20 protein-coding genes and 1 pseudogene are annotated in these 24,452 nt (G+C 70.0%); 9 read left to right on the forward strand and 12 right to left on the reverse strand.

Annotation, left to right across the window (positions count from 1 at the left end):
• The first annotated feature begins 184 nt into the window (after window positions 1–184).
• The 6 genes from AC07N1_RS09020 to AC07N1_RS09045 all read left to right on the forward strand — a co-directional run bounded on the left by AC07N1_RS09020 (window position 185) and on the right by AC07N1_RS09045 (window position 8,990).
• A complete protein-coding gene (locus tag AC07N1_RS09020) occupies window positions 185–382 on the forward strand; it encodes a twin transmembrane helix small protein (RefSeq protein ID WP_494671488.1) in 198 nt (65 codons plus the stop codon).
• 50 nt (window positions 383–432) lie between these two features.
• Window positions 433–1,011 carry a cob(I)yrinic acid a,c-diamide adenosyltransferase gene (locus AC07N1_RS09025; RefSeq protein WP_494671489.1) on the forward strand — a complete coding sequence of 193 codons (579 nt, stop codon included), beginning with the start codon at window positions 433–435 and terminating at the stop codon, window positions 1,009–1,011.
• Window positions 1,012–1,031: 20 nt separating this feature from the next.
• Window positions 1,032–1,736, forward strand: coding sequence for a type 1 glutamine amidotransferase (locus AC07N1_RS09030; RefSeq protein WP_494671490.1), 705 nt, complete (start codon window positions 1,032–1,034; stop codon window positions 1,734–1,736).
• A gap of 33 nt (window positions 1,737–1,769) precedes the next feature.
• Complete coding sequence (locus tag AC07N1_RS09035) at window positions 1,770–2,420, forward strand: Isoquinoline 1-oxidoreductase subunit (RefSeq protein ID WP_494671491.1); 651 nt, start codon at window positions 1,770–1,772, stop codon at window positions 2,418–2,420.
• A 286-nt stretch (window positions 2,421–2,706) separates the two neighbouring features.
• Window positions 2,707–4,569, forward strand: a complete 1,863-nt coding sequence (locus AC07N1_RS09040; RefSeq protein WP_494671492.1) for a glycoside hydrolase family 2 protein — start codon at window positions 2,707–2,709, stop codon at window positions 4,567–4,569.
• 167 nt (window positions 4,570–4,736) lie between these two features.
• Window positions 4,737–8,990 carry a beta strand repeat-containing protein gene (locus AC07N1_RS09045; protein ID WP_494671493.1) on the forward strand — a complete coding sequence of 1,418 codons (4,254 nt, stop codon included), beginning with the start codon at window positions 4,737–4,739 and terminating at the stop codon, window positions 8,988–8,990.
• A gap of 236 nt (window positions 8,991–9,226) precedes the next feature.
• Here AC07N1_RS09045 and AC07N1_RS09050 read toward each other — a convergent pair whose 3' ends face one another.
• Window positions 9,227–9,703: an SRPBCC family protein gene (locus AC07N1_RS09050; RefSeq protein WP_494671494.1), complete on the reverse strand. Its 477-nt coding sequence runs from the start codon at window positions 9,701–9,703 to the stop codon at window positions 9,227–9,229.
• A 156-nt stretch (window positions 9,704–9,859) separates the two neighbouring features.
• Here AC07N1_RS09050 and AC07N1_RS09055 point away from each other — a divergent pair, with 156 nt between their 5' ends.
• Complete coding sequence (locus AC07N1_RS09055; RefSeq protein WP_494671495.1) at window positions 9,860–10,624, forward strand: SDR family oxidoreductase; 765 nt, start codon at window positions 9,860–9,862, stop codon at window positions 10,622–10,624.
• A 130-nt stretch (window positions 10,625–10,754) separates the two neighbouring features.
• The gene (locus tag AC07N1_RS09060) at window positions 10,755–13,346 is read left to right on the forward strand and encodes a hybrid sensor histidine kinase/response regulator (RefSeq protein WP_494671496.1); all 2,592 of its coding nucleotides are present in this window, start codon (window positions 10,755–10,757) and stop codon (window positions 13,344–13,346) included.
• Between the two features lie 181 nt (window positions 13,347–13,527).
• Here the strand turns inward: AC07N1_RS09060 and AC07N1_RS09065 are convergent, their stop codons facing one another.
• The 6 genes and pseudogenes from AC07N1_RS09065 to ccrA form a co-directional block, all read right to left on the reverse strand.
• On the reverse strand, window positions 13,528–14,058 hold the full coding sequence (locus AC07N1_RS09065) for a CPBP family glutamic-type intramembrane protease (RefSeq protein WP_494671497.1): 531 nt from the start codon (window positions 14,056–14,058) through the stop codon (window positions 13,528–13,530).
• Window positions 14,046–15,170 carry a Rieske 2Fe-2S domain-containing protein gene (locus tag AC07N1_RS09070; RefSeq protein ID WP_494671498.1) on the reverse strand — a complete coding sequence of 375 codons (1,125 nt, stop codon included), beginning with the start codon at window positions 15,168–15,170 and terminating at the stop codon, window positions 14,046–14,048. Before AC07N1_RS09070 ends, AC07N1_RS09065 begins: the two co-directional genes overlap by 13 nt.
• Window positions 15,171–15,223: 53 nt before the next feature.
• A pseudogene (locus AC07N1_RS09075) lies at window positions 15,224–15,306 on the reverse strand (hypothetical protein); the annotation flags it as partial.
• A gap of 11 nt (window positions 15,307–15,317) precedes the next feature.
• Complete coding sequence (locus tag AC07N1_RS09080) at window positions 15,318–16,784, reverse strand: M20 family peptidase (RefSeq protein ID WP_494671499.1); 1,467 nt, start codon at window positions 16,782–16,784, stop codon at window positions 15,318–15,320.
• Window positions 16,785–17,058: 274 nt separating this feature from the next.
• Window positions 17,059–17,298, reverse strand: a complete 240-nt coding sequence (locus tag AC07N1_RS09085; protein ID WP_494671500.1) for a DUF2188 domain-containing protein — start codon at window positions 17,296–17,298, stop codon at window positions 17,059–17,061.
• 258 nt (window positions 17,299–17,556) lie between these two features.
• Window positions 17,557–18,837 (reverse strand): crotonyl-CoA carboxylase/reductase, encoded by a 1,281-nt coding sequence (gene ccrA, locus AC07N1_RS09090; protein ID WP_494671501.1) that lies wholly within the window; start codon window positions 18,835–18,837, stop codon window positions 17,557–17,559.
• Between the two features lie 291 nt (window positions 18,838–19,128).
• Here ccrA and AC07N1_RS09095 point away from each other — a divergent pair, with 291 nt between their 5' ends.
• A complete protein-coding gene (locus tag AC07N1_RS09095) occupies window positions 19,129–19,878 on the forward strand; it encodes an enoyl-CoA hydratase/isomerase family protein (RefSeq protein ID WP_494671502.1) in 750 nt (249 codons plus the stop codon).
• 173 nt (window positions 19,879–20,051) lie between these two features.
• Here AC07N1_RS09095 and AC07N1_RS09100 read toward each other — a convergent pair whose 3' ends face one another.
• The 5 genes from AC07N1_RS09100 to AC07N1_RS09120 are packed head-to-tail and all read right to left on the reverse strand — an operon-like array spanning window position 20,052 to window position 24,445.
• On the reverse strand, window positions 20,052–20,864 hold the full coding sequence (locus tag AC07N1_RS09100; protein ID WP_494671503.1) for a TauD/TfdA dioxygenase family protein: 813 nt from the start codon (window positions 20,862–20,864) through the stop codon (window positions 20,052–20,054).
• Between the two features lie 11 nt (window positions 20,865–20,875).
• On the reverse strand, window positions 20,876–21,367 hold the full coding sequence (locus AC07N1_RS09105; protein ID WP_494671504.1) for a flavin reductase family protein: 492 nt from the start codon (window positions 21,365–21,367) through the stop codon (window positions 20,876–20,878).
• Window positions 21,367–22,752, reverse strand: coding sequence for a zinc-binding metallopeptidase family protein (locus AC07N1_RS09110; RefSeq protein ID WP_494671505.1), 1,386 nt, complete (start codon window positions 22,750–22,752; stop codon window positions 21,367–21,369). Before AC07N1_RS09110 ends, AC07N1_RS09105 begins: the two co-directional genes overlap by 1 nt.
• Window positions 22,752–23,384, reverse strand: a complete 633-nt coding sequence (locus AC07N1_RS09115; RefSeq protein WP_494671506.1) for a cysteine hydrolase family protein — start codon at window positions 23,382–23,384, stop codon at window positions 22,752–22,754. Before AC07N1_RS09115 ends, AC07N1_RS09110 begins: the two co-directional genes overlap by 1 nt.
• A complete protein-coding gene (locus AC07N1_RS09120) occupies window positions 23,381–24,445 on the reverse strand; it encodes an LLM class flavin-dependent oxidoreductase (protein ID WP_494671507.1) in 1,065 nt (354 codons plus the stop codon). The genes AC07N1_RS09115 and AC07N1_RS09120 overlap by 4 nt, the downstream gene beginning before the upstream one ends.
• Window positions 24,446–24,452 lie beyond the last annotated feature (7 nt).

Genomic DNA, 24,452 nt, shown 5'->3' on the forward strand with positions numbered 1-24,452 from the left:
ATTTCAACCCACAAATATAGCCAAAATCGATGAACCTTGGCTGGTTTAGGTTCTATGGTAGCGCTCCTCATCCGTCGATGCGACAAATGCACTCAACGAACACGCTCGCCGAACGCGTTCTGTGAACTTTGGGATGAGTTGGGCGGTGCTGGCGTTCCCTGGAGGCGCGGCCTAGGTTGAGCCGATGGCCCACCTGTTCCAGATCCTGATCCCCGTCGCCCTGTTCGCCGTGCTGGCGACTCTGTGCGTGGGGATCTACGCCCTCTTCCGCGGCGGCGACTTCGGCCGCTCCCATTCCAACCGTCTGATGCGGCTGCGCGTGGTGCTGCAGTTCGTCGCCGTGCTGGTGCTGGTGGCCGCCTTCTGGTGGAGCCACCGCTAGCTTTACTAGCCCGCTGATTTTGCGGGATTGTTTCAGAGAGTAACCAAAACATGGTCGTCCTGAACCGCATCTATACCCGCACGGGCGACAAGGGCTCGACGCGGCTGTCGACCGGCGAGCCGGTCAGCAAGGCCAGCTTGCGGGTCGAGGCCTATGGCGGGGTCGACGAGACCAACGCCTTCATCGGCGTCGCCCGCCAGCACGCGGGCGAGGACCCCGAGCTCGACGCCATGCTGGAGCGGATCCAGAACGACCTCTTCGACCTCGGCGCCGATCTGGCCACCCCCGAGCAGAACGAAAAGCCCGAATGGGAGCCGCTGCGCGTGGTCGAGGCCCAGGTCGAGCGGCTGGAGGCCGAGATCGACCTGATCAACGCGCGCCTCTCGCCCCTGACCTCGTTCGTGCTGCCGGCCGGTTCGGCGCTGTCGGCGGCGCTGCACGTGGCCCGCACCGTCTGCCGCCGGGCCGAGCGCACCTGCGTGGCCCTGGCCGCCACTGAAGGCGAGATCGTCGGCCAGCCGGCGCTGAAATACCTCAATCGCCTGTCGGACCTCTTGTTCGTCGCCGCCCGACGCGCCAATTCCGACGGCGCGCGGGACGTTCTGTGGAAGCCCGGCGCGACGCGATAGCAGGACCCGGCGAGACGACGATGCGTATTGGTATCCTGGAGACGGGCGAGCCGCCCGAAAGCCTGATCCCCGCCTACGGCCGCTACGGCGGCATGTTCCAGCGCCTGCTGGGGCCCGGGCACGACTACACGACCTTCGACGTCCAGGCCGGCGCGCTGCCCAAGGCGGTGGACGCCTGCGACGCCTGGCTGGTCACCGGCAGTTCGGCCGGGGTCTATGACGACCTGCCGTGGATCGCGCCGCTGAAGGGGTTCCTGGCCGGCGCCCGCGACAAGGCGCCGATCGTCGGGGTCTGCTTCGGTCACCAGGTGATGGCCGAGGCCTTCGGCGGCAGCGCGGTGAAGTCCGACAAGGGCTGGGGCGTGGGCCTGCAGAGCTATTCGGTGTCGCAGCCGGCCTCGTGGATGGACGACGCGGCCCCTCACGTGACCGCCCCGGGCTCGCACCAGGACCAAGTCGTGGCCCTAGCGCCGGGCGGCCGGGTGCTGGCCGGCAGCGACTTCACCCCGTTCGGCGTGCTGGCCTACGGCGACAAGGCCATGTCGATGCAGTTTCATCCGGAGTTCGACCCGGCCTATGCCGCGGCCCTGATCGAGAGCCGGCGCGGTACGCGCTTTACCGAGGCCCAGGCTGACGCGGCGGTGGCCTCGCTGGCCGCGCCCAACGACAGCGGCCGCATCGCCGGCTGGATCGAGCGCTTCCTGAAAGAGGCAACCGGCGCCTGATCCCGGCCGTTGCAGGCGGGAAGGGAGACGCCGATGTCCCGCCCCGCCACCCTGCTGTTGCTGACCGGCCTGGCCCTCGCGGGCGGGGCGCTGGTCGCCGGCGCGCTTGCCGAAGGCGAGCCCGCCGCGGCCGCCGCGCCGGTTCCGGTGCTGAAGACCGCCGCCGACTTCCAGTGGATAAAGGATCCGGCCGCCCGGTCGCTGGCCCTGTTCGCCGAGGCCGGCAAGGTCATCCAGAGCCCGCGCTGCCTGAACTGCCACCCGGCCACCCGCGTGCCGACCCAGGGCGATGACCTGCATCCGCACGACCCGCCGATGCTTGCCGGCCAGAGCGGCCATGGCCCCACGGGCCTGCCCTGCCTGTCGTGCCACGGCCCGGCCAACGTCAGGACCTTCGGCGAGCACATCAAGAGCATGCCGGGCGATCCGAAGTGGGCCGTGGCGCCGGCCGAGATGGCCTGGCAGGGCAAGTCGCTGGGGGCGATCTGCGCCCAGCTGAAGGACCCGGCCCGCAACGGCGGCAAGACCCTGGCCCAGCTGCAGCACCACATGGCCCACGACCACCTGGTCGGCTGGAGCTGGAACCCCGGCGAGGGGAGAAAGCCCGCGCCGGGGACGCAGGCCCAGCTGGGCGACCTGGTGCAGGCTTGGATCGATAGCGGCGCGAAGTGCCCGAAGGCGTGAGGGGCGATCACCGCCCGCCTCCCTCTCCCTCTCCTCCCGTCATTCCCGTCCTTGTGGCGGGAACCCCTCTCTCAGCCGCAAGGGCAGTAGTGGCGGCGTGCTGAGCACGCCGCTCGCATCTCACGTGAAAGCGGAACCAGGGGTTCCCGCCACAAGGGCGGGAATGACGGGAGCATTTGGGGGGAGTGTTGGGGCCGAGGCGGCTGGACAACCCCACATTGGCCTGACCAATATCGCTCCAACGACGGCGCTGGCATTACCAGCGTCGCGCGACAGGGAGAGGCGGATGCGGCGGATCTTCGGATGGGCGTTGGCGGTCGCGGCCGCGTTCCTGGCGACATCGGCCGCCCAGGCCGGCCCCACCCTGACCCGCGCCGACCTGCGCGGCGGCCAGGACCTTTCCGGAACCTGGAACTATTCGGTCGATCCCTATCGCGACGGCGTCGCCGGCTTCCATCGCGGTCCGCCGGGCGTGGGCCATCGGCGCTATGACGACAGCGACGTCGACCAGGTGACCCGGGCCGATCCCAAGGCGCTCTACGAATACGACATGCGCCGCTCGCCCACGGCGACCCTGCCGGCCGCGTGGCTGACCCATGCGCCGGAGATGCGCCACTACCAGGGGCTGGTGTGGTACCAGCGGCGCTTCGACAGCGCGGCCCTCAAGCCCGGCCAGCGCGCCTTCCTGCGCTTCGAGGCCGCCAACTACACCGCCAAGGTCTTCCTCAACGGCCAGGCGGTGGGCGAGCACGAGGGCGGGTTCACGCCGTTCTCGTTCGAGGTGACCGGCCTGCTGCGGGCCGGCGAGAACCAGGTGACGGTCGGCGTCGACTCCACCCCGTCGGCCGACGGCGCCCCGCCGCCGGTCACCGACTGGGAGAACTACGGCGGTATCACCCGGCCCGTGCGGCTGGTGATCACCCCGGCCACCTTCGTCGACGAGGCCTGGGTGCGGCTGACCCGCGACGGCAAGACCATCGCCGCCGACGTGCGCCTCGACGGCGTCAGCGCCGCAGGAGCGGCGGTCAGCGTCAAGGTCGCGGGCCTGACCTTGTCGGGAAACGCCGGCGCCGACGGTGTGGCGAAGCTGTCGGCCCCCGCGCCCAAGGGCCTCAAGCGCTGGGCCCCCGGCGCGCCGACGCTGTACGACGTGCGCGTCGAGGCCGGCGACGACGTGCTGACCGACCGCGTCGGCTTCCGCACCATCGAGGTGCGCGGCGGCGAGATCCTGTTGAACGGCAAGCCGGTGTTCCTGCGCGGTATCTGTCTGCACGAGGAGGAGTTGGGCGAGAACCCGGCCCGCACCATCACCGAAGCCTCGGCCCGCGCTCTGCTGGGCGAGGCCCGCGACGGCCTGCACGCCAACTTTGTTCGCCTGGCCCACTATCCGCACTCGGAGGTCACCACCCGCGTCGCCGACGAGATGGGCCTCTTGGTCTGGAGCGAGATCCCGATCTACTGGCTGGTGGCCTTCGACAATCCCCGCACCCTGAAGCTGGCGCGCGACATGCTGGCCGACTCGATCCGCCGCGACCGCAACCGCGCCTCGATCGTGCTGTGGAGCGTGGCCAACGAGACCCCGGTCGGCGAGGCCCGCAACGCGTTTTTGGGGACCCTGACCGACGACGTCCGCGCCCTGGACGACACCCGCCTGGTCACCGCCGCCCTGCTGGCCGCCCGCAAGACGGTGGACGGCCCCGATGGTCGCCACGCCGAGCAGTGGATCGACGATCCCCTGGCCGCCAGGCTCGACGTGCTGGCGGTCAACACCTACGCCGGCTGGTACGGCGACGATCCGCTGGACGCCGTTGCGAAGATCAGCTGGCGGGCCACCGACAAGCCGATGGTGTTCTCCGAGTTCGGCGCCGACGCCCTGGCCGGCTTCAGCGACCCGGTGCTGATGCGCAAGTTCTCCGAGGACTTCCAGGCCCGCTACTACGTCCAGACCCTGGCCATGGCCGCCAACGCCCCCAGCCTGCGGGGCATGTCGCCGTGGATCCTCAAGGACTTCCGCTCGCCCCGCCGCCAGCATCCGGTCTATCAGCAGGGCTGGAACCGCAAGGGCCTGATCTCGCCCACGGGGCGGCGCAAGGCGGCCTTCAAGGTGCTGGCCGACTACTACGCCAGGCTGGCGGGCGAGGGACGTTAGGCGCCGTCCGTCACTTTCCGCCACGCTCCACGACTTTCGGTTTCGAAGGCGAAGGAGGCCGCAACATCGGGCTTGCTCGGCTTGCGCCTCAATGCTCTAGGTTGCGCCTGGCGGCGGGCTCCATCATGTCGGTGGCGACCGCGCGTTTCCGCCGAGTGGGGGCGTAGATGGCGAACTTTGTGGGGGGCTCGAGCCTCGACGTGTACTATGGCCAGGGCGAGGCCGACACGATCGAAGGCAATGGCGGCGACGATCACCTGTTCGGCGGCGGCGGCGACGACCTGATCCGCGGCGGCGACGGCAACGACAGCCTCTATGGCGAGGGCGGGGCCGACACGATCGAGGGCGGGGCGGGCGACGACCGCATCCAGTCCGGCTTCACGCAGGTCGCCTCCGATTTCGACCGGGCCGTCGACATCCTGAAGGGCGGCGCGGGCGCCGACACCTTCGTGTTCGAGATCGCGTTCTACGAAAAAACCGGCAACCTCGACACGATCGACCACATCGCCGACTTCTCGTCGGCGGAGGGCGACCAAGTCTACCTGGCCTATAGCGGATCGACCAAGCTGGCCTGGCGCGGGGCGGTGACCAACGCCGACTTCACCATGACCGTGGGCCAGTCCTATGGCGGGACGAGCTCGGAGTTCCTGGGCGTCTACACCTGGACCAGCGGCTCGACGACCTATCTGATGGTCGACGTCAACGGCAACAACGTGCTCGACGCCAAGGACTTCGCCCTGGCCTTCGACGGCGCGCCGACCCTGTCGATCACCGACCTCGTCCGCGCGTCGGGCTACATCGTCGAGACCGGCGGGGCCAACGCCGACACCTGGACGGGTTCGTCCGTGGCCGACATCTACTACGGCAAGGGCGGCGGCGATCAGATCTCGGGTCTCGGCGGCGCCGACCAGCTGTACGGCGACGACGGCGACGACCGCATCCTCGGCGGCGACGGCGACGACTTCATCCTGGGCGGCCAGGGCAGCGACGAACTGAGCGGCGGCGCGGGCGCCGACACGATCTACGCGGCCTACAATCTGAACGGCTATTCCGAGAGCCAGGACGCGACCAACGTCCTGCACGGCGACGACGGCGACGACATCCTGATCGGCGGCGACGGCAAGGACACCCTGTACGGCGACGCCGGCAACGACCTGCTCACCAACGGCGCAGCGGGCGACAGCCTTTACGGCGGCGACGGCGACGACCGGCTCATCGGCGGCGGCGTGGGCACGGTGCTGGACGGCGGGGCCGGCAACGACACCCTGTCCTACACCAGCGGCGCGACGGTCACCGGCGGCGCCGGCGCCGACAAGTTCACGACGTCCTATTCGAGCTACGCCAGCACCAACCCCACCGGCTTCGCCACCATCACCGACTTCGATGCGACAGAGGGTGACACGCTCGACTTCGGGGCGGCCTACTCGCAAATGCGGCCCATCGTCTGGCGCGGCGAGGTCGACGCCGGCTTCTCGCTGCAGAACGGCCAGGTCTTCTCGTCCGGCGACTACGGCGTCGGCTTCATCCAGGTCTGGACCTGGACGGACGGCGACGCGACCTATCTGATCTTCGACACCGATAGCGATGGGGGCCTCGATTACGGTCCCAACGTCTGGAGCCAGGACTTCATCGTCAAGTTCGAGTCGGCCGTCGGCTTGGCGGCTTCGAGCTTCGCGGCCGGCTACCTGACCACCGTGCAAGGAACCAACGCCGTCGACGTCTTCGCCGGCACGGTCAACGCCGATCTCTATTACGGCGTGGGCGGCGACGACGAGCTGCATGGCGGGGCCGGCGCCGACACGCTCTACGGCAACAAGGGCGCCGACCGTCTCTATGGCGACGCCGGCCAGGACACGCTGAACGGCGGCGAAGGCGACGACGTCCTCGAAGGCGGCGCCGACAGCGACACGCTCTACGGCGCGGCCGGCAACGACACGCTGTATGGCGGCGACGGCGACGACCGGCTCGTGACCGGCGGCTCCGGCGTCGGCGAAGCCGACACGGCCGATGCGGTCAACGTCCTCTATGGCGGGGCGGGCAACGACACGCTGACCGGCGGCCTCAGCACCAACGACCGCTTCTATGGCGGATCCGGCAACGACAGCCTGTGGGGCGGCGGCGAGCTGTACGGCGAGGACGGCGACGACTCCCTGGGCGCGCGAACGTCCAGCCTGCTCGACGGCGGCGCCGGCGACGACATCCTGACGGGCGGCGACGGCGCGGACGTGCTGATCGGCGGCGCCGGCAAGGACAGCCTGCAAGGCGGCTGGGGCGACGACGTGCTCTATGCCGAGCTCGGCGACACGGCCGCCAACGGCGGCTACGGCAGCGACACGATCCATATCGCGCCTTTGCGCGCCGGCGAGACGCAGAACCTCACGATCGTCTACGGCGACTACAACGCCGACCGCTTCGTCATCGACGCGGACCTGGCCAACACGACCAGCCTGTCGCTCGTCGGGGCGATGTATTCCTGGGACTACGACAACTTCGTCGACGCGCTGGATCTGAAGGCGGCGACCGGCTTCGTGCAGGTCGATCTGTCGCTGACCACCGCCCAGCAGACCGGCATGGGCCTGTTGACCCTGCAGCAGATCGAGGACGTCTATGCCGGCGACTTCGGTTCGCGGCTGATCGGCTCGACGGCCGTCAACGGCCTCTACGGCGGGGCGGGGGCCGACTATCTGGACGGCGGCGCCGGCGCGGACGTCCTGACGGGCGGCGCGGGCGACGACACCTACATGGTCGACCAGGCCGGCGACAGCATCGTCGAACTCGACGGCGGCGGCTTCGACACGGTGTTCGCCTCCAGCTCCTACACCCTGGGCGCCTATGTCGAGCAGCTGATCCTGACCGGCTCGGCGACGACCGGCGCCGGCAACGCCCAGAACAACGCCATCCTCGGCAACGCCCTGGCCAACACCCTCTCGGGCGGGGCCGGCGCGGACTGGCTGAGCGGCCAGGACGGGGCCGACCTGCTGTACGGCGGCGAAGGCGGCGACTGGCTGGAAGGCGGCGCGGGCGAGGACTATCTCGACGGCGGCGCGGGCCGCGACACCCTGGTCGGCGGCGCCGGCAACGACACCTATGTGGTCGACGACGCCCTGGACGTGGTGATCGAGCTGGCCGGCGGCGGCGGCGATCAGGTGCTGGCCTCGGTGGACTACGCCCTGGCCGACAATGTCGAGCAGCTGGTCCTCACCGGCGCGGCCCTCGTCGGCAAGGGCAACGCCCTGGACAACTCGATCCTCGGCAACGGGCTCGCCAACACCCTGTTCGGCGGCCTGGGCAATGACTGGCTGAGCGGCCAAGCCGGCGACGACGCCCTGATCGGCGACGACGGCAACGACCAGCTGGAAGGCGGGGCCGGGGCCGACTGGCTCGACGGCGGGGCCGGTTCCGACGTGATGATCGGCGGCGTCGGCGACGACTCCTACGTCGTCGACGCGGCCGGCGACACCGTGGTCGAGGCGTCGGGCGAGGGCTACGACCAGGTGCTGTCGTCGATCTCCTACACGCTGGGCGCCCATGTCGAGCAGCTGATCCTCACCGGTTCGGCGACGACGGGAACGGGCAACGGCCTGGACAACGCCATCCTCGGCAACGGCGTGGCCAACACCCTGTTCGGCGGTCTGGGCAATGACTGGCTGAGCGGCCAGGCCGGCGACGACGCCCTGATCGGCGACGATGGCGCCGACCAGCTGGAAGGCGGGGCCGGGGCCGACTGGCTCGACGGCGGGGCCGGTTCGGACGTGATGATCGGCGGGACGGGCGACGACTCCTTCGTCGTCGACACGGCGTCCGACACCGTCGTCGAGGCCGCGGGCGAAGGCTACGACCAGGTGCTGTCGTCGGTCTCCTACGTGCTGGGCGACAATATCGAGCAGCTGATCCTGACCGGTTCGGCGACCACTGGGACGGGCAACGCCCTGGACAACGCCATCCTCGGCAACGGGGCGGCCAACACCCTGTTCGGCGGGCTGGGCAACGACTGGCTGAGCGGAGAGGCGGGCGACGACGCCCTGGTCGGCGGCGACGGCGCCGACTGGCTGGAGGGCGGATCGGGGTCCGACTGGCTGAGCGGCGAGGCCGGAAACGACACCCTCGTCGGCGGCCTGGGCGACGACTGGCTGGAAAGCGGCGCGGGGCAGGACATCCTGCGCGGCGGCGCAGGCAACGACACCCTGGTGGGCGGTGCGGGGGCCGACACCTTCGTCTACGCCGTGGGCGGCTACGACGTGATCAAGGACTTCGGGACGGGCGACCAGATCGACCTGACCGGGGCGGCCGAGGCCGGCCTGACCTGGACCACCCGCACCACCGCCCAGGGGATCGAGATCGATTTCTCGAACGGCGACGCCATGCTGCTGGAAGGTGTCTACACCCCGCCGGCCGCCGACGGCTGGTTCCTGCACCCCTGATCAGTATAGACCCCCGCCCGCTTCACCGCGGGCGGGGCGATCGCCTCGCGCCTAGGCGGGATCGACATTCACCGGCCTGAGCTCATTTTTCACCGAGCCTCCCCGCGAAGGCGGGGATCCAAGCCGAGGTTGGGTTCGATCCACGGTCGCGCCTCATCCTGAAATCCAGCTTGGGTCCCCGCCTTCGCGGGGATGCGCGGATTTGAAGGTCGCAAATAGCTGAATGTCGATTCGCCCTAGAGCGTCGCGGCCAGGGCGGTCATCTGGTCGGCGGCGACGCCCCAGCCCTCGTGGAAACCCATCTGCTCGTGGGTCGCCTTGTCTTCCGCCGTCCAGTGGCGAGCGGTGGCGGTGTAGCGGGTCTTGCCGTCGCCGAGGTCCTCGAACCGCACGATCCCGACCACGAACGGCTTCTCCGACGGGACCCAGGCGCTGGTGAAGGCGTCGGTGAAGACAATCAGCTGGTTCTCGATCACCTCCAGATAGACGCCGGGATTGGGCATCTCCTCGCCGTTCGGGCCGCTCATGACGATGTAGCTGTTCCCGCCGCTGCGCACGTCCATCTGCGCGTACGACACGCGCCAGGGCGGCGGGCAGAACCACTTGGGCAGCAGCTCGGGCGTGGTCCAGCACTTGAAGAGCTTGTCGGCCGGGACGTCGATGATCCGGGTCAGGGTCAGTTCGTGGGCGGCGGCGGGCGGCGTGAAGGCCATGGCGGGTCTCCGTCTTGCTGGAAGGACTGTTCGGGCCAAGGACGGTCCAGGTCCAGCCGTCCCGACACGCGCGCCGCATTTTTCGATCGCGGTTGACCGGGCGGCGCGCGGCGGTCACTGTGCGGGCAATTCAAACAAACGTTTAGGGAGCGCGCCGTGAGCCTCTTCGACCTTTCCGGCAAGGTGGCGATCATCACCGGATCCTCGCGCGGCATCGGCAAGGCCATCGCCGAGCGCCTGGCGCAGCACGGCGCGAAGGTGGTGATCTCGTCGCGCAAGGCCGGCCCCTGCGAGGAGGTCGCCGGCGCCCTCAACGAAAAGCATGGCGCGGGAACGGCCATCGCCGTTGCGGCCAACATCGCCTCGAAGGAGGACCTGCAGCGTCTGGTCGACGAGACCCGCGCCGCCTTCGGCCGCGTCGATGTCTGCGTCTGCAACGCCGCCAGCAATCCCTATTACGGCCCCCTGGCCGGCATCGCCGACGATCAGTTCCGCAAGATCCTCGACAACAACATCATCAGCAATCACTGGCTGATCTCGATGGTCGCCCCGGAAATGCGCGAGCGGAAGGACGGCGCGATCATCATCGTCAGCTCGATCGGCGGCCTGCGCGGCAACGCCGTCATCGGGGCCTACAACATCTCGAAAGCCGCCGACTTCCAGCTGGCCCGCAACCTCGCCCACGAGTTCGGCCCCGACAACGTGCGGGTCAACTGCATCGCGCCGGGCCTGATCAAGACCGATTTCGCCAAGGCCCTGTGGGACGATCCCAAGACCCTGGAGCGCTCGACCGCCGGCGTGCCGCTGCGGCGCATCGGCGAGCCCGACGAGATCGCGGGCGCGGCCGTCTACCTGGCCTCGCCGGCGGGAAGTTTCATGACCGGTCAAGCCATGGTGGTGGACGGCGGGGCGACCATCTGAGCCCCGTTCCACCTCCGCGCGATAACGGCGGTCTTTCGGTGCGGCCTAGGGACGCGCCGGGCCGAAATTAACCTCCGGCATGGAAACTTGACGCTAGGACAGAGCGGTTGCTTGAGGAACCGCACGCCCCGTGAAGCGCATCCTGCCCCTGCTGCTCGCGCTCGTCGCCCTGGCCGGCGTCGCCCAAGTCGGCGTCGTCGGGCCGGCGCGCGCCGCGACGCCGCAGGCTTCGGAGCAGGCGCGCAAGCTGGAGCAGCTTTATCGCGAGATCGGCGTGCAGCGGGCCGGTCCGGCCCCGCGCGACAACGAAGACGTCGAGCGCGCCGGCCGCCGGGCCCTGCGCCAGAAGGGCGACACCCGCCTCTACGCCCTGTGGCGCGTGCTCTACGCCTACAAGAGCAACCACGTACAGAAGGCCTTCGACGACTGGGAGGCGACGGTTCGCGCCACGGCCCGGGTCGATGACGATCCCGAACTGGCGGCGCTGGCCGACCTGATGCAGGCCGCCTACGACGTCGACGCCCGCGGGCCGACGGGCATGGACGACGCCCGCTGGGCCCGGTTCCTGGGCGGCTCCGGCCGCGAGATCGGCCTGATGGCCGGCGTCGAGCGCATCCGCTCCCTGGCGCGCAGCGGCCGCTGGACCGAGGCCAGCCATTTCGCCGGCCAGCTGTTCGAGGCGCTGGGCGAGCGCGGCTCGATCGCCCGGCCGCTGCTGGCCGAGGCCCATCAGGTGCACTCGTACACGCTGTCGGAAATCGGCGACAAGGACGGCGCCCTCGACCACATGGCCGAGGCCGCGCGGCTGGACGAGCGCGACGCCTTCTACATGCGCAAGATCGAGCGGCTGTACGACATCGCCTACACCGCCGCCGAGCTGGGCGAGATCCCCGCCGCCGAGCGGTTCGCCGAGGTGCACCACCGGATGAGCGTGGGGTCCGGCGATCCGGACCTGCTGACCTGGGACCAGAACCTCTGCGCGGTGATCGCCGACGCTCGCGACGATCCCCAAGGCGTGCTGCGCTGCCTGCGCGACGCCGGGGCGGCGCTGGTCGCGCCGCAGGATCGCGTCGCCATGTCGATGCTGCGCCTGCGGGCCAAGGCCCTGGCCCAGACGGGCCGGGCGGAGGCCGCTCGCCGTGACCTGACGCTGCTGGACACCGCTCCGCCCCGGGCCGCGCGCCCGGATCCGGTGGGGCGGATGCTGGTCGAGGCGTTCATCGCCAACGCCGAGGGCCGCAGCAAGGACGCCTTCTCCCTGTTCGACCGCTGGCGCGTGGCCCATGCCCGCGACACCAACGCCGCCCAGGCCGCCACCGCCTCGCAGATCTCCTCGGCGCTCGAGGCCGAGCTGCAGTCCAAGCGCACCGAGAGCGAGCGCCTGACCGCCGAGGTCGAGCTGACCCGCCGCCTGGCCCAGGCCACCGGCGTGATCGCCGCCCTGATGGCCCTGCTGGTGGTCGGCGGCGTCACCTGGGCGCTCTACATGAGGCGGGCCCAGGCCAACCTGAAGGACGCCCGAGGCCGGGCCGAGGCCGCCAGCGAGGCCAAGTCCTCGTTCCTGGCGGTGATGAGCCACGAGCTGCGCACGCCGCTGAACGGCATGCTGGGCATGGCCCAGGCCTTGCGCGGCGAGACCCTGGGCGACGGCCAGCGCGAGCAGGTCGACCTGCTGATCGATTCCGGCGAGACCCTGCTGGTCCTGCTCAACGACATTCTCGACCTGTCGAAGATCGAGGCCGGCAAGCTGGAGATCGCCCCGACGGCCGGCGACCTGGCCCAGGCTGTCGGCCGGCTGGTCAACGGCTTCCAGCCGACGGCCCGCGAGAAGGGCCTCAGCCTCACCTTCGACGTCGTCGGCGAGCCGCCGCCGTGCCTGATGTTCGACGTGGTGCGGGTGCGCCAGTGCGTGGCCAACCTGGTGTCGAACGCCCTGAAGTTCACCAGCGAGGGCCGGGTCGCCGTGACCCTGTCCTGCGCGCCCGAGCCCAACAGCGGCCGCCAGTCGGTGCGGCTGACGGTCAGCGACACCGGCATCGGCATGACGCCCGCGACGCTGAACAAGCTTTTCGGCGCCTTCACCCAGGCCGACGCCTCGACCACCCGCAACTACGGCGGCTCGGGCCTGGGCCTCAACATCACCCGGCGCCTGGCCGAGATGATGGGAGGCTCGGTGACCGTGCGCAGCCGCGAGGGCGAGGGTTCGCTCTTCACCCTGCGCTTCCTGGCCGACGCCGCCGTCGGCGAGACGGCCGAGACCCCGGCGGCCGAGCCCGCGGCCCTGGAGCTGGACGCCCTGGCCTCGCTGGGCGGACGCCGGGTGCTGGTGGTCGACGACCATCCGGTCAACCGCCGGGTCATCCGCCTGTTCCTGGAGCCGTTCGGCTGCGAACTGGTCGAGGTCGAGAACGGCCAGGAGGCGCTGGACGCCGTCGCCGCCCACCCCTTCGACATCGTGCTGATGGACGTCAACATGCCGGTGATGGACGGGCTGGAAGCCACCCGCCGCCTGCGCGCCGATCCGCGCTGGGTGCGCCTGCCGATCGTCGCCCTGACCGCCGACGTCATGCAGACCCAGATCCGCACCTGCCTGGAGGCGGGCATGGACGCCCACGTCGCCAAGCCGATCGACATGCGCAACCTGCTCTCGGTGCTGGCCCAGGTCGTGGTCGCCGCCCAGGCCCCCGGCGTGACGCGGGCGCGGACCGCCGAGCGGGTCTAGCGTCCTTCTCCCCTTGCGGGAGAAGGTGGCGGCCGAAGGCCGTCGGATGAGGGGTCTCTCAAACTTCGGACGCGGCGTCCGGCCGACCCGCCTGTCGCAGCGGACAGGTCTATCGGCCCCTTGTCTCACCCGACCTCCCTTCGGGAGATGAGGGAGGCGGGATTGGACTGGAGCGCCGCCCTCACCCCAGCGCGCTGACCCCGCCCAGCCAGGTCTGCCAGATCACCACGAAGCCGCCGTGCAGCAGCACCGCCGGCCACAGCGACCCGGTCCGCAGCCGCATCAGGGCGCAGGAAAGCCCCAGGATCGCCGTGCACAGCAGGAAGTCCCAGCGCAGGAACGTCGTCGCGTGCGGCAGGAAGGTCAGGGTCTCCAGCGGATGCCAGGCGACGTAGAGCGCGGTCGAGACGGCGACCCACAACCAGGGCCGGCGGGTTTCGTCGCGGCCGGGCAGCAGCAGGCCCCGGAACGGCAGTTCCTCGCCCAGGGCCGGGATGATCCAGACCAGCAGCAGCCGCACCGGCAGGCCCGGCGCCGTCTCGGTAAGACGATAGAGGCCGGTCGAGAAGCCGATCGCCGCCATCAGCGCGCCGCAGGTCACGGCCGTGATCGCGCACCACCGCCAGCCGGCCGCGTCGGGCAGGGTCGTCAGGACGGCGACGAGGCGCCGCCGCCAAGCACCTGTCAGCCAGGCAGCCCTCAGCTGCGCCACTTCAGCGTGGTTTCCTTGACCGGATTGACGAAGGGCCGGCCCTCGGCGCGGCTGGCGGTCCATTCGCGCTTCAGCTGCTGGTACCACTTGGCCTGGGTGTCGGCGTCGTCGATCCAGATCAGGGCCGGGTCGTACTTCAGCCCCTCGTTCTGCAGGTTCACCATGCGGCCGTCCTGGCGCAGGAACTCGCGGGCGAAGGGGGCGATCAGGGAGCGGAAGGCCATGACCGGATGATCCGACCAGATCAGCTGGCTGATCCGCGTGCTGGTCTCGGTCAGCGGCGTCAGGCAGGTCAGCGCCAGCACCTGATGCTTGCCGACCACGATGTGCTCCCAGCGATAGCCGGGCAGGCGGAAGGTGATCTCGATCTCCGGCGCGCCGCCGAGGATGTCGTACAGCCGGTTGGCCTTGCTGCGCCCGTGGCGGCGCATGACGAAGCCCTCGGGAGACGGCGCGAAGACCTTGGTCTTCTCCGACTGGCGCTTGGACGAGCGGGCCCACCAGGCCTCGTGCACATAGGGCGCGTGGGTGGGATCCATCAGCCCGACCACCGCGTGGTCCATGTGGGTCTCGAAGATCATCGAGTCGACGATCTTGGCGTCGCCGCCGACCACGCCGGGGAACTCGGGCGGCGGCTCCGGCGGCTCGCCGTCGAAGCGCGGGTCGCCGCTGATCCAGACGAACACCATCCCCTGGCTCTCGGCCGCCGGATAGCGCCGCACGCGGATGCGCGAGACCTCCAGGCTCTGGTCGCTGGTCAGCGACGGGATGGAGGCGCAGACGCCGTCCGAACCGAACCGCCAGCCGTGATAGGGGCATTCGACGCTGGAGCGGCCGTCGGCCTCCTGCGTCAGCTTGCCGCCCGACAGGGGCGCGGCGCGGTGCGGACAGACGTCGCGGATGGCGAACACCTTGCCGTCCTTGCCCCGGCTGACCAGCACCGGCTCGCCGAGGATCTCGTAGCGGGCGAGCTTGCCGGTCTTCACCTCGCGCGACAGGGCCGCGTAGTACCAGGCGTCGAACAGGAAGCCCTTGCCGAACTTGGCGGGCGGGGCCTTGGCGGTCTTGGTCGCGGCGCGTGCGGCTTCTGCAGGCAAGGAGGGGGCGGGCATGAGCCGGTTCTAGCGCTCGCCGGGCGCGTTGCGAAGGGCGCCGAGGAGCCGAAACCCCGCCCTTCGACAAGCTCAGGGTGAGGTTTCTACTCGACGGCCGGCAATAGCCCTCATCCTGAGCTTGTCGAAGGACGAGGGCGGCCGCGCCTACCGCCCCGCCGTCTCCACCAGCCGCTGGTAGAAGCGCACCATCTCCTCAAGGTTGGCCACGGTCATATGCTCGTTGGTGCCGTGGATCATCTTGGCGCCGTCCATCGACAGGGTGATCGGCTGGAAGCGGTAGATGTCGTCGGCGATCGGCGACATGAAGCGGCTGTCGGTGGCGGCGATGACCAGGCCCGGGGCGACCGGCGCGCCGCTCTCGTTCCCGGCCAGCGAGGCCAGGGTCTTCCAGCCGCCCGACGAGGTCGACGACACCGGCGAGGGATCATTGGGCGCCCGCTCCCAGGCGAAGGTCACCGGCAGGTCGCCGACGGCGCTCTTGGCCCGGGCCATGACGTCGGCCGCGGTGTCGCCCGGCGCGATACGGTAGTTGATCCAGGCCGTGGCGTCCTGCGGCAGGACGTTGTCCTTGGGCGAGCCCTTCAGCATGGTCGGGGCCGTGGTGGTGTGCAGCATGGCCGCGCCGGCCGGCGACTTGCTCATCTGTTTGATCAGCAGCGGCGAGAACAGCCAGGTGTTGGCCGCCGCCATCTTCACCACCGGCGAGGCGCTGGGGGCCAGGGCCTTCAGCATGTCGGCGCCGGGGCCTGAGAACGTCATCGGGTGCGGGTGGTCGGCGATGGCCAGCACGGCGCGGGCCAGGGTGGTCACGCCGGTCTGGGCCGGCGGGGTCGAGGAGTGGCCGCCCGGCGCCGGGGCGGTGATCCGCATCGTGCCGTAGCCCTTCTCGGCCACGCCGATGATCGCGGCGGGGCCCTGGGTGACCGGGTTGTCGGCCACCACCACCATGCCCTCGTCGAGCACGAACCAGGCCTTGACGCCCCGCGCCTTCAGCGTCGCCGCCACGGCCCGGGCGCCGGCTCCGCCGACCTCCTCGTCATGGCCGCTGGCGATGATGACGGTGCGCTTGGGGGCGAAGCCGCCGGCCGCCAGGCCCTCGACCGCTTCGAAGAGGCCGATCAGCGAGCCCTTGTCGTCGACCGAGCCGCGGCCCCAGACCGCGCCGTCGGCCACCACGCCGGCGAACGGCGGGTGCTTCCAGTCCTTCTCGGTGCCCGGCGTCACCGGCACCACGTCCTGGTGGGCCATCAGCACCAGCGGCGGCAGCGACGGGTCCGAGCCCTTCCAGGTGTAGATCAGGGCGTGGCCGCCGACGACCTCGCGGGTCATGGCCTTGTGAGCGGCCGGATAGGTGCTCTGCAGCCAGGCGTGCAGGGCGTCCCACTGGGCGAGGTCGTTCTCGCCGGCGTCCTGGTGGCTGACGGTCTGGAAACGGACGGCCTCGCCCAGGTGGGCGGCGGCCCTGGCGGCGTCGAACGGACGGGCGGCGGCCAGGGGAACGTCACCGGCCGGGGCCGGCGGCTTGAAGGTCGCCGTGCGCACCGCGACCACCCCGGCCAGCACCGCGACGACGCCGACCGTGCCCAGCGCGACCTTGCTCTTCCACCCCATGACGCCCCTCCGCGAATGTCAGGGCGCGACTGTGGGACGGGACGGCGCGGTTGCCAATCCCTATTTCGATACGATTAGGATCGAAATATGAGTTCTGACTATCGCCCGCCTATCCGCCCGTCATTCCCGCCCTTGTGGCGGGAACCCCTGGTTCCATTCGCACGTGAAGTGCAAGCGACGTGCTCGGCACGTCGCCCCATCCGCCCTTGCGGCTGACAGAGGGGTTCCCGCCACAAGGGCGGGAATGACGGGAAGAAAGGGAGCGTGGGCCGACCTACCCCTTCACGTGCGTTGTCGGCCGGTCATGGCCGTCGGACAGTTCCTCGCGCCACTGGCCGCGCTCGTCCTCGTAGGTGATGCCGGTCGTGTCGCCCGCCACCTTCTGCTCGCCGGCCGCGCGCTTAGCGGCGGCGAGGGCCGCGTCGTGCGTCGGATAGGTCTCGGAGAACACCGCGCCCAGCTTGTAGGCCCAGCCGCCGTCGTGCTCGACGATGGTGTAGGTGATGTCGGTCATGGGCGGTGCTCCTTCGGATGCGAAACTGGAGGGAGAGGGACGTGGTTCCGACGACGCTGTCTTGGACGCAGGCGCTGCATTCTCGAGCCCCAAATTCGTCATCCCGGCCGAAGCGCAGCGTAGAGCCGGGACCCAGGGGACTGGGCGCAGGCGGATCGGCCGGCTCACGGCGTCGGCGGCGACGCGGTGCGGCGGCCCCTGGGTCCCGGATAAGCGCTGCGCGCTTTCCGGGATGACGGCGGTGGGGTTGAACGCCCCCTACCCCTCCCCGCCCAGTTCCTGCACCTCTTCGAAGGTCCGCAGGCCCGGGCGCTGGGCGCAGATCAGCACGCCCATGTTGCCGGGCAGGTGCTGGTTGGCCAGCATCTTCTCGTGGGCGGCGGGGATCTGGTCCCAGGGGAACACTTCCGACAGGCAGGGATCGACGCGGCGGTCGATGACCAGCTGGTTGGCGGCGCTGGCCTGCATCAGGTTGGCGAAGTGCGAGCCCTGCACCCGCTTCTGGCGCATCCACAGGAAGCGGGCGTCCATGGTCAGGTTGAAGCCGCTGGTGCCGGCGCAGATGGCGACCATGCCGCCGCGCTTCACCACGAACACCGACACCGGGAACGTCGACTCGCCGGGGTGCTCGAAAACGAGGTCGACGTCCTTGTTGCCGGTGATCTGCCAGATGGCTTTGCCGAACTTGCGGCTCTCCTTCATGTAGTCGGAGAACTCGGGACCGTTGACCTTGGGCAGCTGGCCCCAGCAGTTGAACTCCTTGCGGTTCAGCACCGCCTTGGCGCCCATCGACAGCACGAACTCGCGCTTGTCGTCGTCGCTGACCACGCCGATGGCGTTGGCCCCCGCGACGGCCGCCAGTTGCACGGCGAAGACCCCGAGGCCGCCCGAGGCGCCCCAGACCAGCACGTTCTGGCCGGGCTTCAGCTCGTGCGGCTTGTGGCCGAACAACATGCGGTAGGCGGTGGCCAGCGTCAGGGTGTAGCAGGCCGCCTCCTCCCAGGTCAGGTGGCGAGGGCGCGGCATCAATTGGCGCGACTGCACGCGGCAGAACTGGGCGAAGCTGCCGTCCGGCGTCTCATAACCCCAAATTCTTTGGCTAGAAGAGTACATCGGGTCGCCGCCGTTGCACTCCTCGTCGTCGCCGTCGTCCTGATTGCAGTGGATGACGACCTCGTCGCCCAGCTTCCAGCGCTTGACCTTGGCGCCCACCGCCCAGACGACGCCCGAGGCGTCGGAGCCGGCGATGTGAAAGGGATGCTTGTGGCCGTCGAGCGGGCTGATCGGCTCGCCCAGGGCGGCCCAGATGCCGTTGTAGTTGACGCCAGCGGCCATCACGAGGACCAGCACCTCGTCCTCGCCGATCTCCCAGGTCGGCACCACCTCGACCTGCATGGCCGAGCCCGGCGGGCCGTGGCGCTCCTTGCGGATCGTCCAGGCGTACATCGACTTGGGCACGTGGAAGGCCGGCGGAATCTCGCCGATCTCGTAGAGGTCTTTGACAGGCGACGCAGTGGTCGCGAGGGTCGCGGTATCCATCTCACTCCCCGGCTCTTGGCCCCGGCTCTTCGGCGCTGCAACATGAACGCCGAAAGGACTGATTGCGCTCCGCGGTACGGTTCGGCGCGAACTAAAAACGCGCCGCCGGGCCGTCGTTCTTATCGTGTTCTCCGGCCACGCTCGGCAGGCCGGTACGGCTGAGGCTGTGACAAGCCTTCGGATCTGGCAAGCGGAATCCTTGTGCGTCGCAGCATGGTTGCGCATGAAACGACCTGTCGCCCCTGAGGTTGCGCGCTTCCCATTCGGCCCGCGCCGGGCGAGGTTGCGGGCATGACGCCGACGATACCGCCGCTGCTGCACGTCTCGCGCCCCACGGGCTCCATCATCCTGCTGGAGCTGGACGCCCCGCCGGCCAACGCCCTGAGCCTGCCCTTGCGGGCCCAGCTGGTCAGGGCCCTGGACGAGATCGCCACCGACGACGACGTCCGCGCCGTGGTGCTGACCGGCCGGGGCGCGGTGTTCTGCGCCGGCGATGATCTGCGCGAGGCGGCCGTGCGCGGCGACGGCGCCCTGGCGGCGGTGGAAGACTTCAACCGGCTGATGGACTGGGTCGAGGCCCTGCGCGTGCCGACCATCGCCGCCATCGACGGCTGGTGCTTCGGCGGCGGACTGGAACTCGCTTTGGCCTGCGACATCCGCCTGGCCAGCGACCGGGCGGTGTTCGCGGCCTCGGGGGTGAACATCGGTCTGGTGGCCTCGGCGACGCGGCTGCCCAAGCTGATCGGCGCCGCCCGCGCCAAGGCCCACCTGCTGACGGGGGCGAAGTTCGACCCGGCCCGCGCCCTGTTCGACGGGATCATCACCGCCGTCCACACGCCCGCCACCCTGCTGCGCGAGGCCATGAAGCTGGCCGAAGCCATCTCCTCCCGCGCGCCCCTGGCCGTGGAAGCGACCAAGCGGATCGTCGACGGCAAGGCCTATGTGGAAGAGGAACTGCCGGCCCTGATCGCCAGCGGGGATCACAAGGAGGCGATCGCGGCGTTCATGGCGAAAAGGACGGCGGATTTCCGGAGGAAGTAGATCCTTCTCCCCTTGCGGGAGAAGGTGGCGGCCGAAGGCCGTCGGATGAGGGGTCTCTCAGACACGAGACGCCACCGCCCGGCCTATCCGCTGCATGCCGCTTTGAGTTCTGAGAGACCCCTCACCCGACCTGCTTCGCAGGCCACCCTCTCCCGCAAGGGGAGAGGGACCAATCACACCGGCCGATCGCCCGCGATGGTCACCCGGAAGCCCGAGCGCACGTCCGGGAAATAGTCCCAGATCGCCTGGTGCCAGGTGCAGCGGTTGTCCCAGAAGGCCACCGAGTTGGGCCGCCAGCGGAAGCGGACCTGGAAGTCCGGATTGGCGGCGTGGTGGTAGAGATAGCCGAGGATGGCGGCGCTCTCGGCCTTGGGCAGGCCGGCGATGTGGGTGGTGTAGGACGGATTGACGAACAGGCTCTTGCGGCCGCTGACCGGGTGGGTGCGCACCACCGGGTGGGCGGTGCAGTTGTACTGCCGGTCGAGGTCGGGGAAGAGCGCCTTGTAGATCGGGTTGGCGTCGTGGACGGCGGTGAGGCCCTCCAGATAGGCCTTCATCCGGTCCGACAGGGTGTCGTAGGCGGCGTACATGCTGGCGAAGACGGTGTCGCCGCCGTCGTCGGGCACGACCGGCATGTGCAGGATGCTGCCCAGGGGCGGCTCGGGATCGCAGGTCAGGTCCGAGTGCCAGCTTTCGCCGGCCACGAACTTGGAGTTCTCGTCGGCGTGGATGGCCACGACCTCGGGATGGTCGGCCAGGCCCGGCACGCCCGAATGGATGGCCAGCGGCCCGAACTTGCGGCCCAGGGCCTTGTGGGCGTCGTGGGTCATCTGCTGATCGCGGAAGAACAGCACCTGGTATTGCGTGAGGGCCTGGTGCAGCTCCTCGAACTGCCGGTTCGACAGCGGCTGGCCCAGGTCGACGCCGAACACCTCGGCGCCGATCCGGCGGGTCATCGGCTTCACTTCCAGAACGTCGTACGCCATCGGGACTTCTCTCAGGTGTTCAGGAACTGGCCGCGCACGTAGACGAGCGGCGGCTTGGACTCGTCGATGCGGACCGAGACGACCCGGCCGACGAGGATCTCGTGGTCGCCGCCATCGTGGGCGGCGTGCAGCTCGCATTCGACCGCCGCCACCCCGCCGGCCAGCACCGGAGCGGCGGTGGCGCCCGGCTCCAAGGCGGCCAGGGCGAAGCGGTCGTCGCAGCCGGACCTGGCGAAAGCGTAGGCCAGCTCGCCCTGGTCGGCGGCCAGGATGTTGACGCAGAACACCCCGGCCTCGCGCACGGCGGCCAGCGTGCGGCTCTCGCGCTTGAGGCAGGCCAGCACCAGCGGCGGGTCCATCGACAGCGACGAGAAGGCGCTGACCGTGGTGCCCGACAGCTGGCCGTCCAGCGCCGTGGTCACCACCGTCACGCCGGCCGCGAAGCCGCCCATGGCCTTGCGGAACAGGGCGGGGTCGGCGTCGCTGGCCAGGGCCGCGCCCATCACTCGCCCCCGAACGGGTTGTCGCCATAGACCGGCGGGGCGCGATTGGCCGCCTCACCCGTCTCGGCCCGGCCGCAGACGGCCAGCGCCGTCAGGGCGTAGACAAGGGCGCTGTCCACGAGGTCCTTCGGCGTCGGGCGCCAGCGGGCGAAGCCCGTGGTGATGGCCGGGATGCGGTGCATGTTGAAGACGTTGTGGTCGCGCCACATGCTCGAATAGACCGGGGCCGCCTTGGCGACCGGATGGCCCAGCGACAGCTGGGTGGCGACGTCCACCGCGCCGACCAGCGGGGCCACCTCGGCGGCGTCTGCCTCGAAACCGTGGCGCACGACCACCGGCTCGACCTCGATCCCCGAAATGCCCGTGGCCCGCACCATGGCCTCCAGCGAATGCTGGATGTCGGCCACGCGCTGGCGGGGGTTGAGGCCCACTTCGAGATAGAGGTTCACCCGCTCGGTGCCGGCCCCGAAGGCGTAGGGGATGCCACCGCGGATCGAGGCCAGTTGCGACTTCGGCTGGGCCACGCCACCAGGGCTCTCATAGAGGCTGGCCTTCTCCCACTCGCCGCTCCAGGCGTGGATGGCCTCGGTCAGCTTGCCGATCTTGTAGAGCGGGTTCGGATGCTCGGCGGCCGTGGCCGGGTGGGCCAGCAGCGGGGTGAACACCCCCTCGCCCCACACCGTGATCCGAAACACCGCATAGCCGCAGCCGACCCAGGTCAGGCCGAAGTCGCAGCCCTCGGCGGCGATGGCGTAGTCGGGGGCGACGCCGCCGTGGTGGAACAGGTAGTGGGCGCCGATGTCCTTGCCCATGTAGGCGATCCCGCGATGCTCCTCGATCGGCTCGGGGCCGATCTCGCCGGGGCAGGCGGTCAGATACATCTTGCCGGCCAGGTCGTAGCCCGCCGCCTTCAGCGCCTTGGCGGCGATCAGGAAACAGGCCATCGGCCCGCGGTCGTTGGCGATCGGATAGCCGTAGAGCTTGCCGTCCTCCAGCCAGCACTTCTCCCACTCGGGATTGGCCAGGGTCGAGGGGCTGTACTTGTAGGCGTCGAGATCGGGGTTCCAGGTCGGCGCCTCGGTGTCGAGGTGGGCGGTGAAGAGGAGGTTCTTCCCCACGCCCTTGCCGCCGTGCGTGCCGATGATGTTCGGACGCTCGGGTGTCGCGCCCACCTTGCGCGGCGAGAAGCCCTCACGCGCCATCCAGTCGTAGACGTAGTTGGCGACCTCCAGCTCCTTGCCCGAGGGGGCGGGGATGTTGCCCAGGGTCAGGGCCAGCTCGACGATCTCGCTCTCGCTGATCGCGGCGGCGATGGCGGCGCGGTCGGCTTCCGTCACCGTATAGGGCGCGGCGACGCCCGGGATGTTGGCGAACCCGTCGGCCATCACGCGGCCTCCTTCCAGGCTTTGGCGACCTCGACGCTGTCGGTGAGGATCGCGGTGTTCAGCGCCATGGTCTTCAGAGCCACCTCGTGCAGGTCGGGCTCGTAGGCCGCGCAGGCGTCGGCGGCGACGAAGACGTGGTAGTCGAGGTCGAAGGCGTCGGCGGCGGTGGCGGCCACGCAGCACTCGGTGGTCAGGCCGCAGACCACGAGCGTATCGACGCCCATGGCCTTCAGGCGGGCATCGAGATCCGTGCCGACGAAGCCGCTGTAGCGGGTCTTGGCCACCACCAACTCGCCCTGCGCCGGTTGCGGGCCGTAGAAGGCGCTGCCCGGCTGGCCGGCGCGGCACAGGGCCGCCTCGCTGTCGGGATCGCCGCCGCGACGGCGCATGCGCTCGTTCCACGACGGGCTGTCGGTGTCCGGCGCGGTGAACAGGCCGACGAACACCACCGGCACGCCGGCTTCCCGCGCGACCGCGACCAGGGCCGCCGCCGCATCCACGGCCGGCGCGGCCATGCCCATGTCGACGCCGTATTGGCCCAGCAGGCCCTCGGGCGAGGCGAAGTCGACCTGGATGTCGATCACCGCCAGCGCCGTGCGGCCGGGCGCGATCCAGCCTGCGAAGTCGCTCACGAGAACACCGAGCGCAGGCCCGGCAGGATCTCCGAGCCGAACATCGACAGGCCCTCCACATAGTCCGGGAAGATCAGCATCAGCCCGTCCAGCTCGCAGTCGGTGACGAAGGCCTGGACCTGTTCGGCGCAGGTGGCGGGCGAGCCGACCACGGTGTGGGTCATGAACGCGCCCTGCTGGGCCGCGACGCTCGACAGCTTCTCGGCCGGCACGCCCCAGCTTTCCAGCATGGCCAGGATGGCGCCCATGTCGGCCCCGTCCTTGTAGCGCTGGACCAGGGCCTCGGCGCCCGCGTCGCTCTCGGCGTGGACGACGGTGCACATGGCGTAGGTCTTGATGGTCTTGCCCATGCCCTGGGCGGCGATCTTGGCCCGGCGCGAGGCGTCGCGGCGCTCTTCGGGCGTGCGGCCGCCGATGAAGCAGACGTCGGCCTCGCGCACCGAGAACTGGAAGCCCCGGTCGCTCATGCCCGCGCAGACCAGTTCCGGACGCGGACGGCTCAGCGGCTTGGGCTTGGACTGGCAGTCCTTCATCGTGAAGAACCGGCCGTCGAAATCGACGCTGTCCTCGCTCCACAGCCGCTTGACGATCTGGGTCCATTCCTCGGTCAGGACATAGCGGTCGTCGTGGGTCAGGGCGTCGTCCCAGGCGCCCATCTGGGCGAACTCGCCGCGATAGGCGCCGGCGACGATGTTGAGGCCCGCGCGGCCGCCGCTGATGTGGTCGAGGGTGGCGATCATCTTGGCCGCCACGGCCGGGTTCTGCAGCAGCGGGTGGATGGTGGCCCAGATGCGGACGTTCTTGGTGGCCTCGGCGATGCCGGCCATCATCGTCACCGACTCCAGGGCCGTGCCCCAGTGGTCGGTCTCGCCGCCGAAGCCTCGGAACTTGCCCATCGACATGACGAAGTCCATGCCGACCTGGTCGGCGGCGACGGCCGCGGCCTTGTTGCTCTGGTAGAGGCCGTCGAGGGTGGGCGTGGTCTTGGAGATGATCCAGCCGCCGTTGGCCACCGGCAGGAAGACTCCGAAGTCCTTGTGCTTGGAAGGGCTGTGGAACATGGCGGAC

Source organism: Caulobacter sp. GW821-FHT09B11, from assembly GCF_059418205.1.

Coding starts and splice junctions, on each gene's coding strand:
- AC07N1_RS09110 (WP_494671505.1), bottom strand. CDS start 22,752: ATGGCCGACGGGTTCGCCAACATCCCGGGCGTCGCCGCGCCCTATACG.
- AC07N1_RS09020 (WP_494671488.1), top strand. CDS start 185: ATGGCCCACCTGTTCCAGATCCTGATCCCCGTCGCCCTGTTCGCCGTG.
- AC07N1_RS09085 (WP_494671500.1), bottom strand. CDS start 17,298: ATGACCGACATCACCTACACCATCGTCGAGCACGACGGCGGCTGGGCC.
- AC07N1_RS09100 (WP_494671503.1), bottom strand. CDS start 20,864: ATGGCGTACGACGTTCTGGAAGTGAAGCCGATGACCCGCCGGATCGGC.
- AC07N1_RS09040 (WP_494671492.1), top strand. CDS start 2,707: ATGCGGCGGATCTTCGGATGGGCGTTGGCGGTCGCGGCCGCGTTCCTG.
- AC07N1_RS09120 (WP_494671507.1), bottom strand. CDS start 24,445: ATGTTCCACAGCCCTTCCAAGCACAAGGACTTCGGAGTCTTCCTGCCG.
- AC07N1_RS09070 (WP_494671498.1), bottom strand. CDS start 15,170: ATGCCCGCCCCCTCCTTGCCTGCAGAAGCCGCACGCGCCGCGACCAAG.
- AC07N1_RS09025 (WP_494671489.1), top strand. CDS start 433: ATGGTCGTCCTGAACCGCATCTATACCCGCACGGGCGACAAGGGCTCG.
- AC07N1_RS09030 (WP_494671490.1), top strand. CDS start 1,032: ATGCGTATTGGTATCCTGGAGACGGGCGAGCCGCCCGAAAGCCTGATC.
- AC07N1_RS09095 (WP_494671502.1), top strand. CDS start 19,129: ATGACGCCGACGATACCGCCGCTGCTGCACGTCTCGCGCCCCACGGGC.
- ccrA (WP_494671501.1), bottom strand. CDS start 18,837: ATGGATACCGCGACCCTCGCGACCACTGCGTCGCCTGTCAAAGACCTC.
- AC07N1_RS09045 (WP_494671493.1), top strand. CDS start 4,737: ATGGCGAACTTTGTGGGGGGCTCGAGCCTCGACGTGTACTATGGCCAG.
- AC07N1_RS09035 (WP_494671491.1), top strand. CDS start 1,770: ATGTCCCGCCCCGCCACCCTGCTGTTGCTGACCGGCCTGGCCCTCGCG.
- AC07N1_RS09080 (WP_494671499.1), bottom strand. CDS start 16,784: ATGGGGTGGAAGAGCAAGGTCGCGCTGGGCACGGTCGGCGTCGTCGCG.
- AC07N1_RS09050 (WP_494671494.1), bottom strand. CDS start 9,703: ATGGCCTTCACGCCGCCCGCCGCCGCCCACGAACTGACCCTGACCCGG.
- AC07N1_RS09105 (WP_494671504.1), bottom strand. CDS start 21,367: ATGGGCGCGGCCCTGGCCAGCGACGCCGACCCCGCCCTGTTCCGCAAG.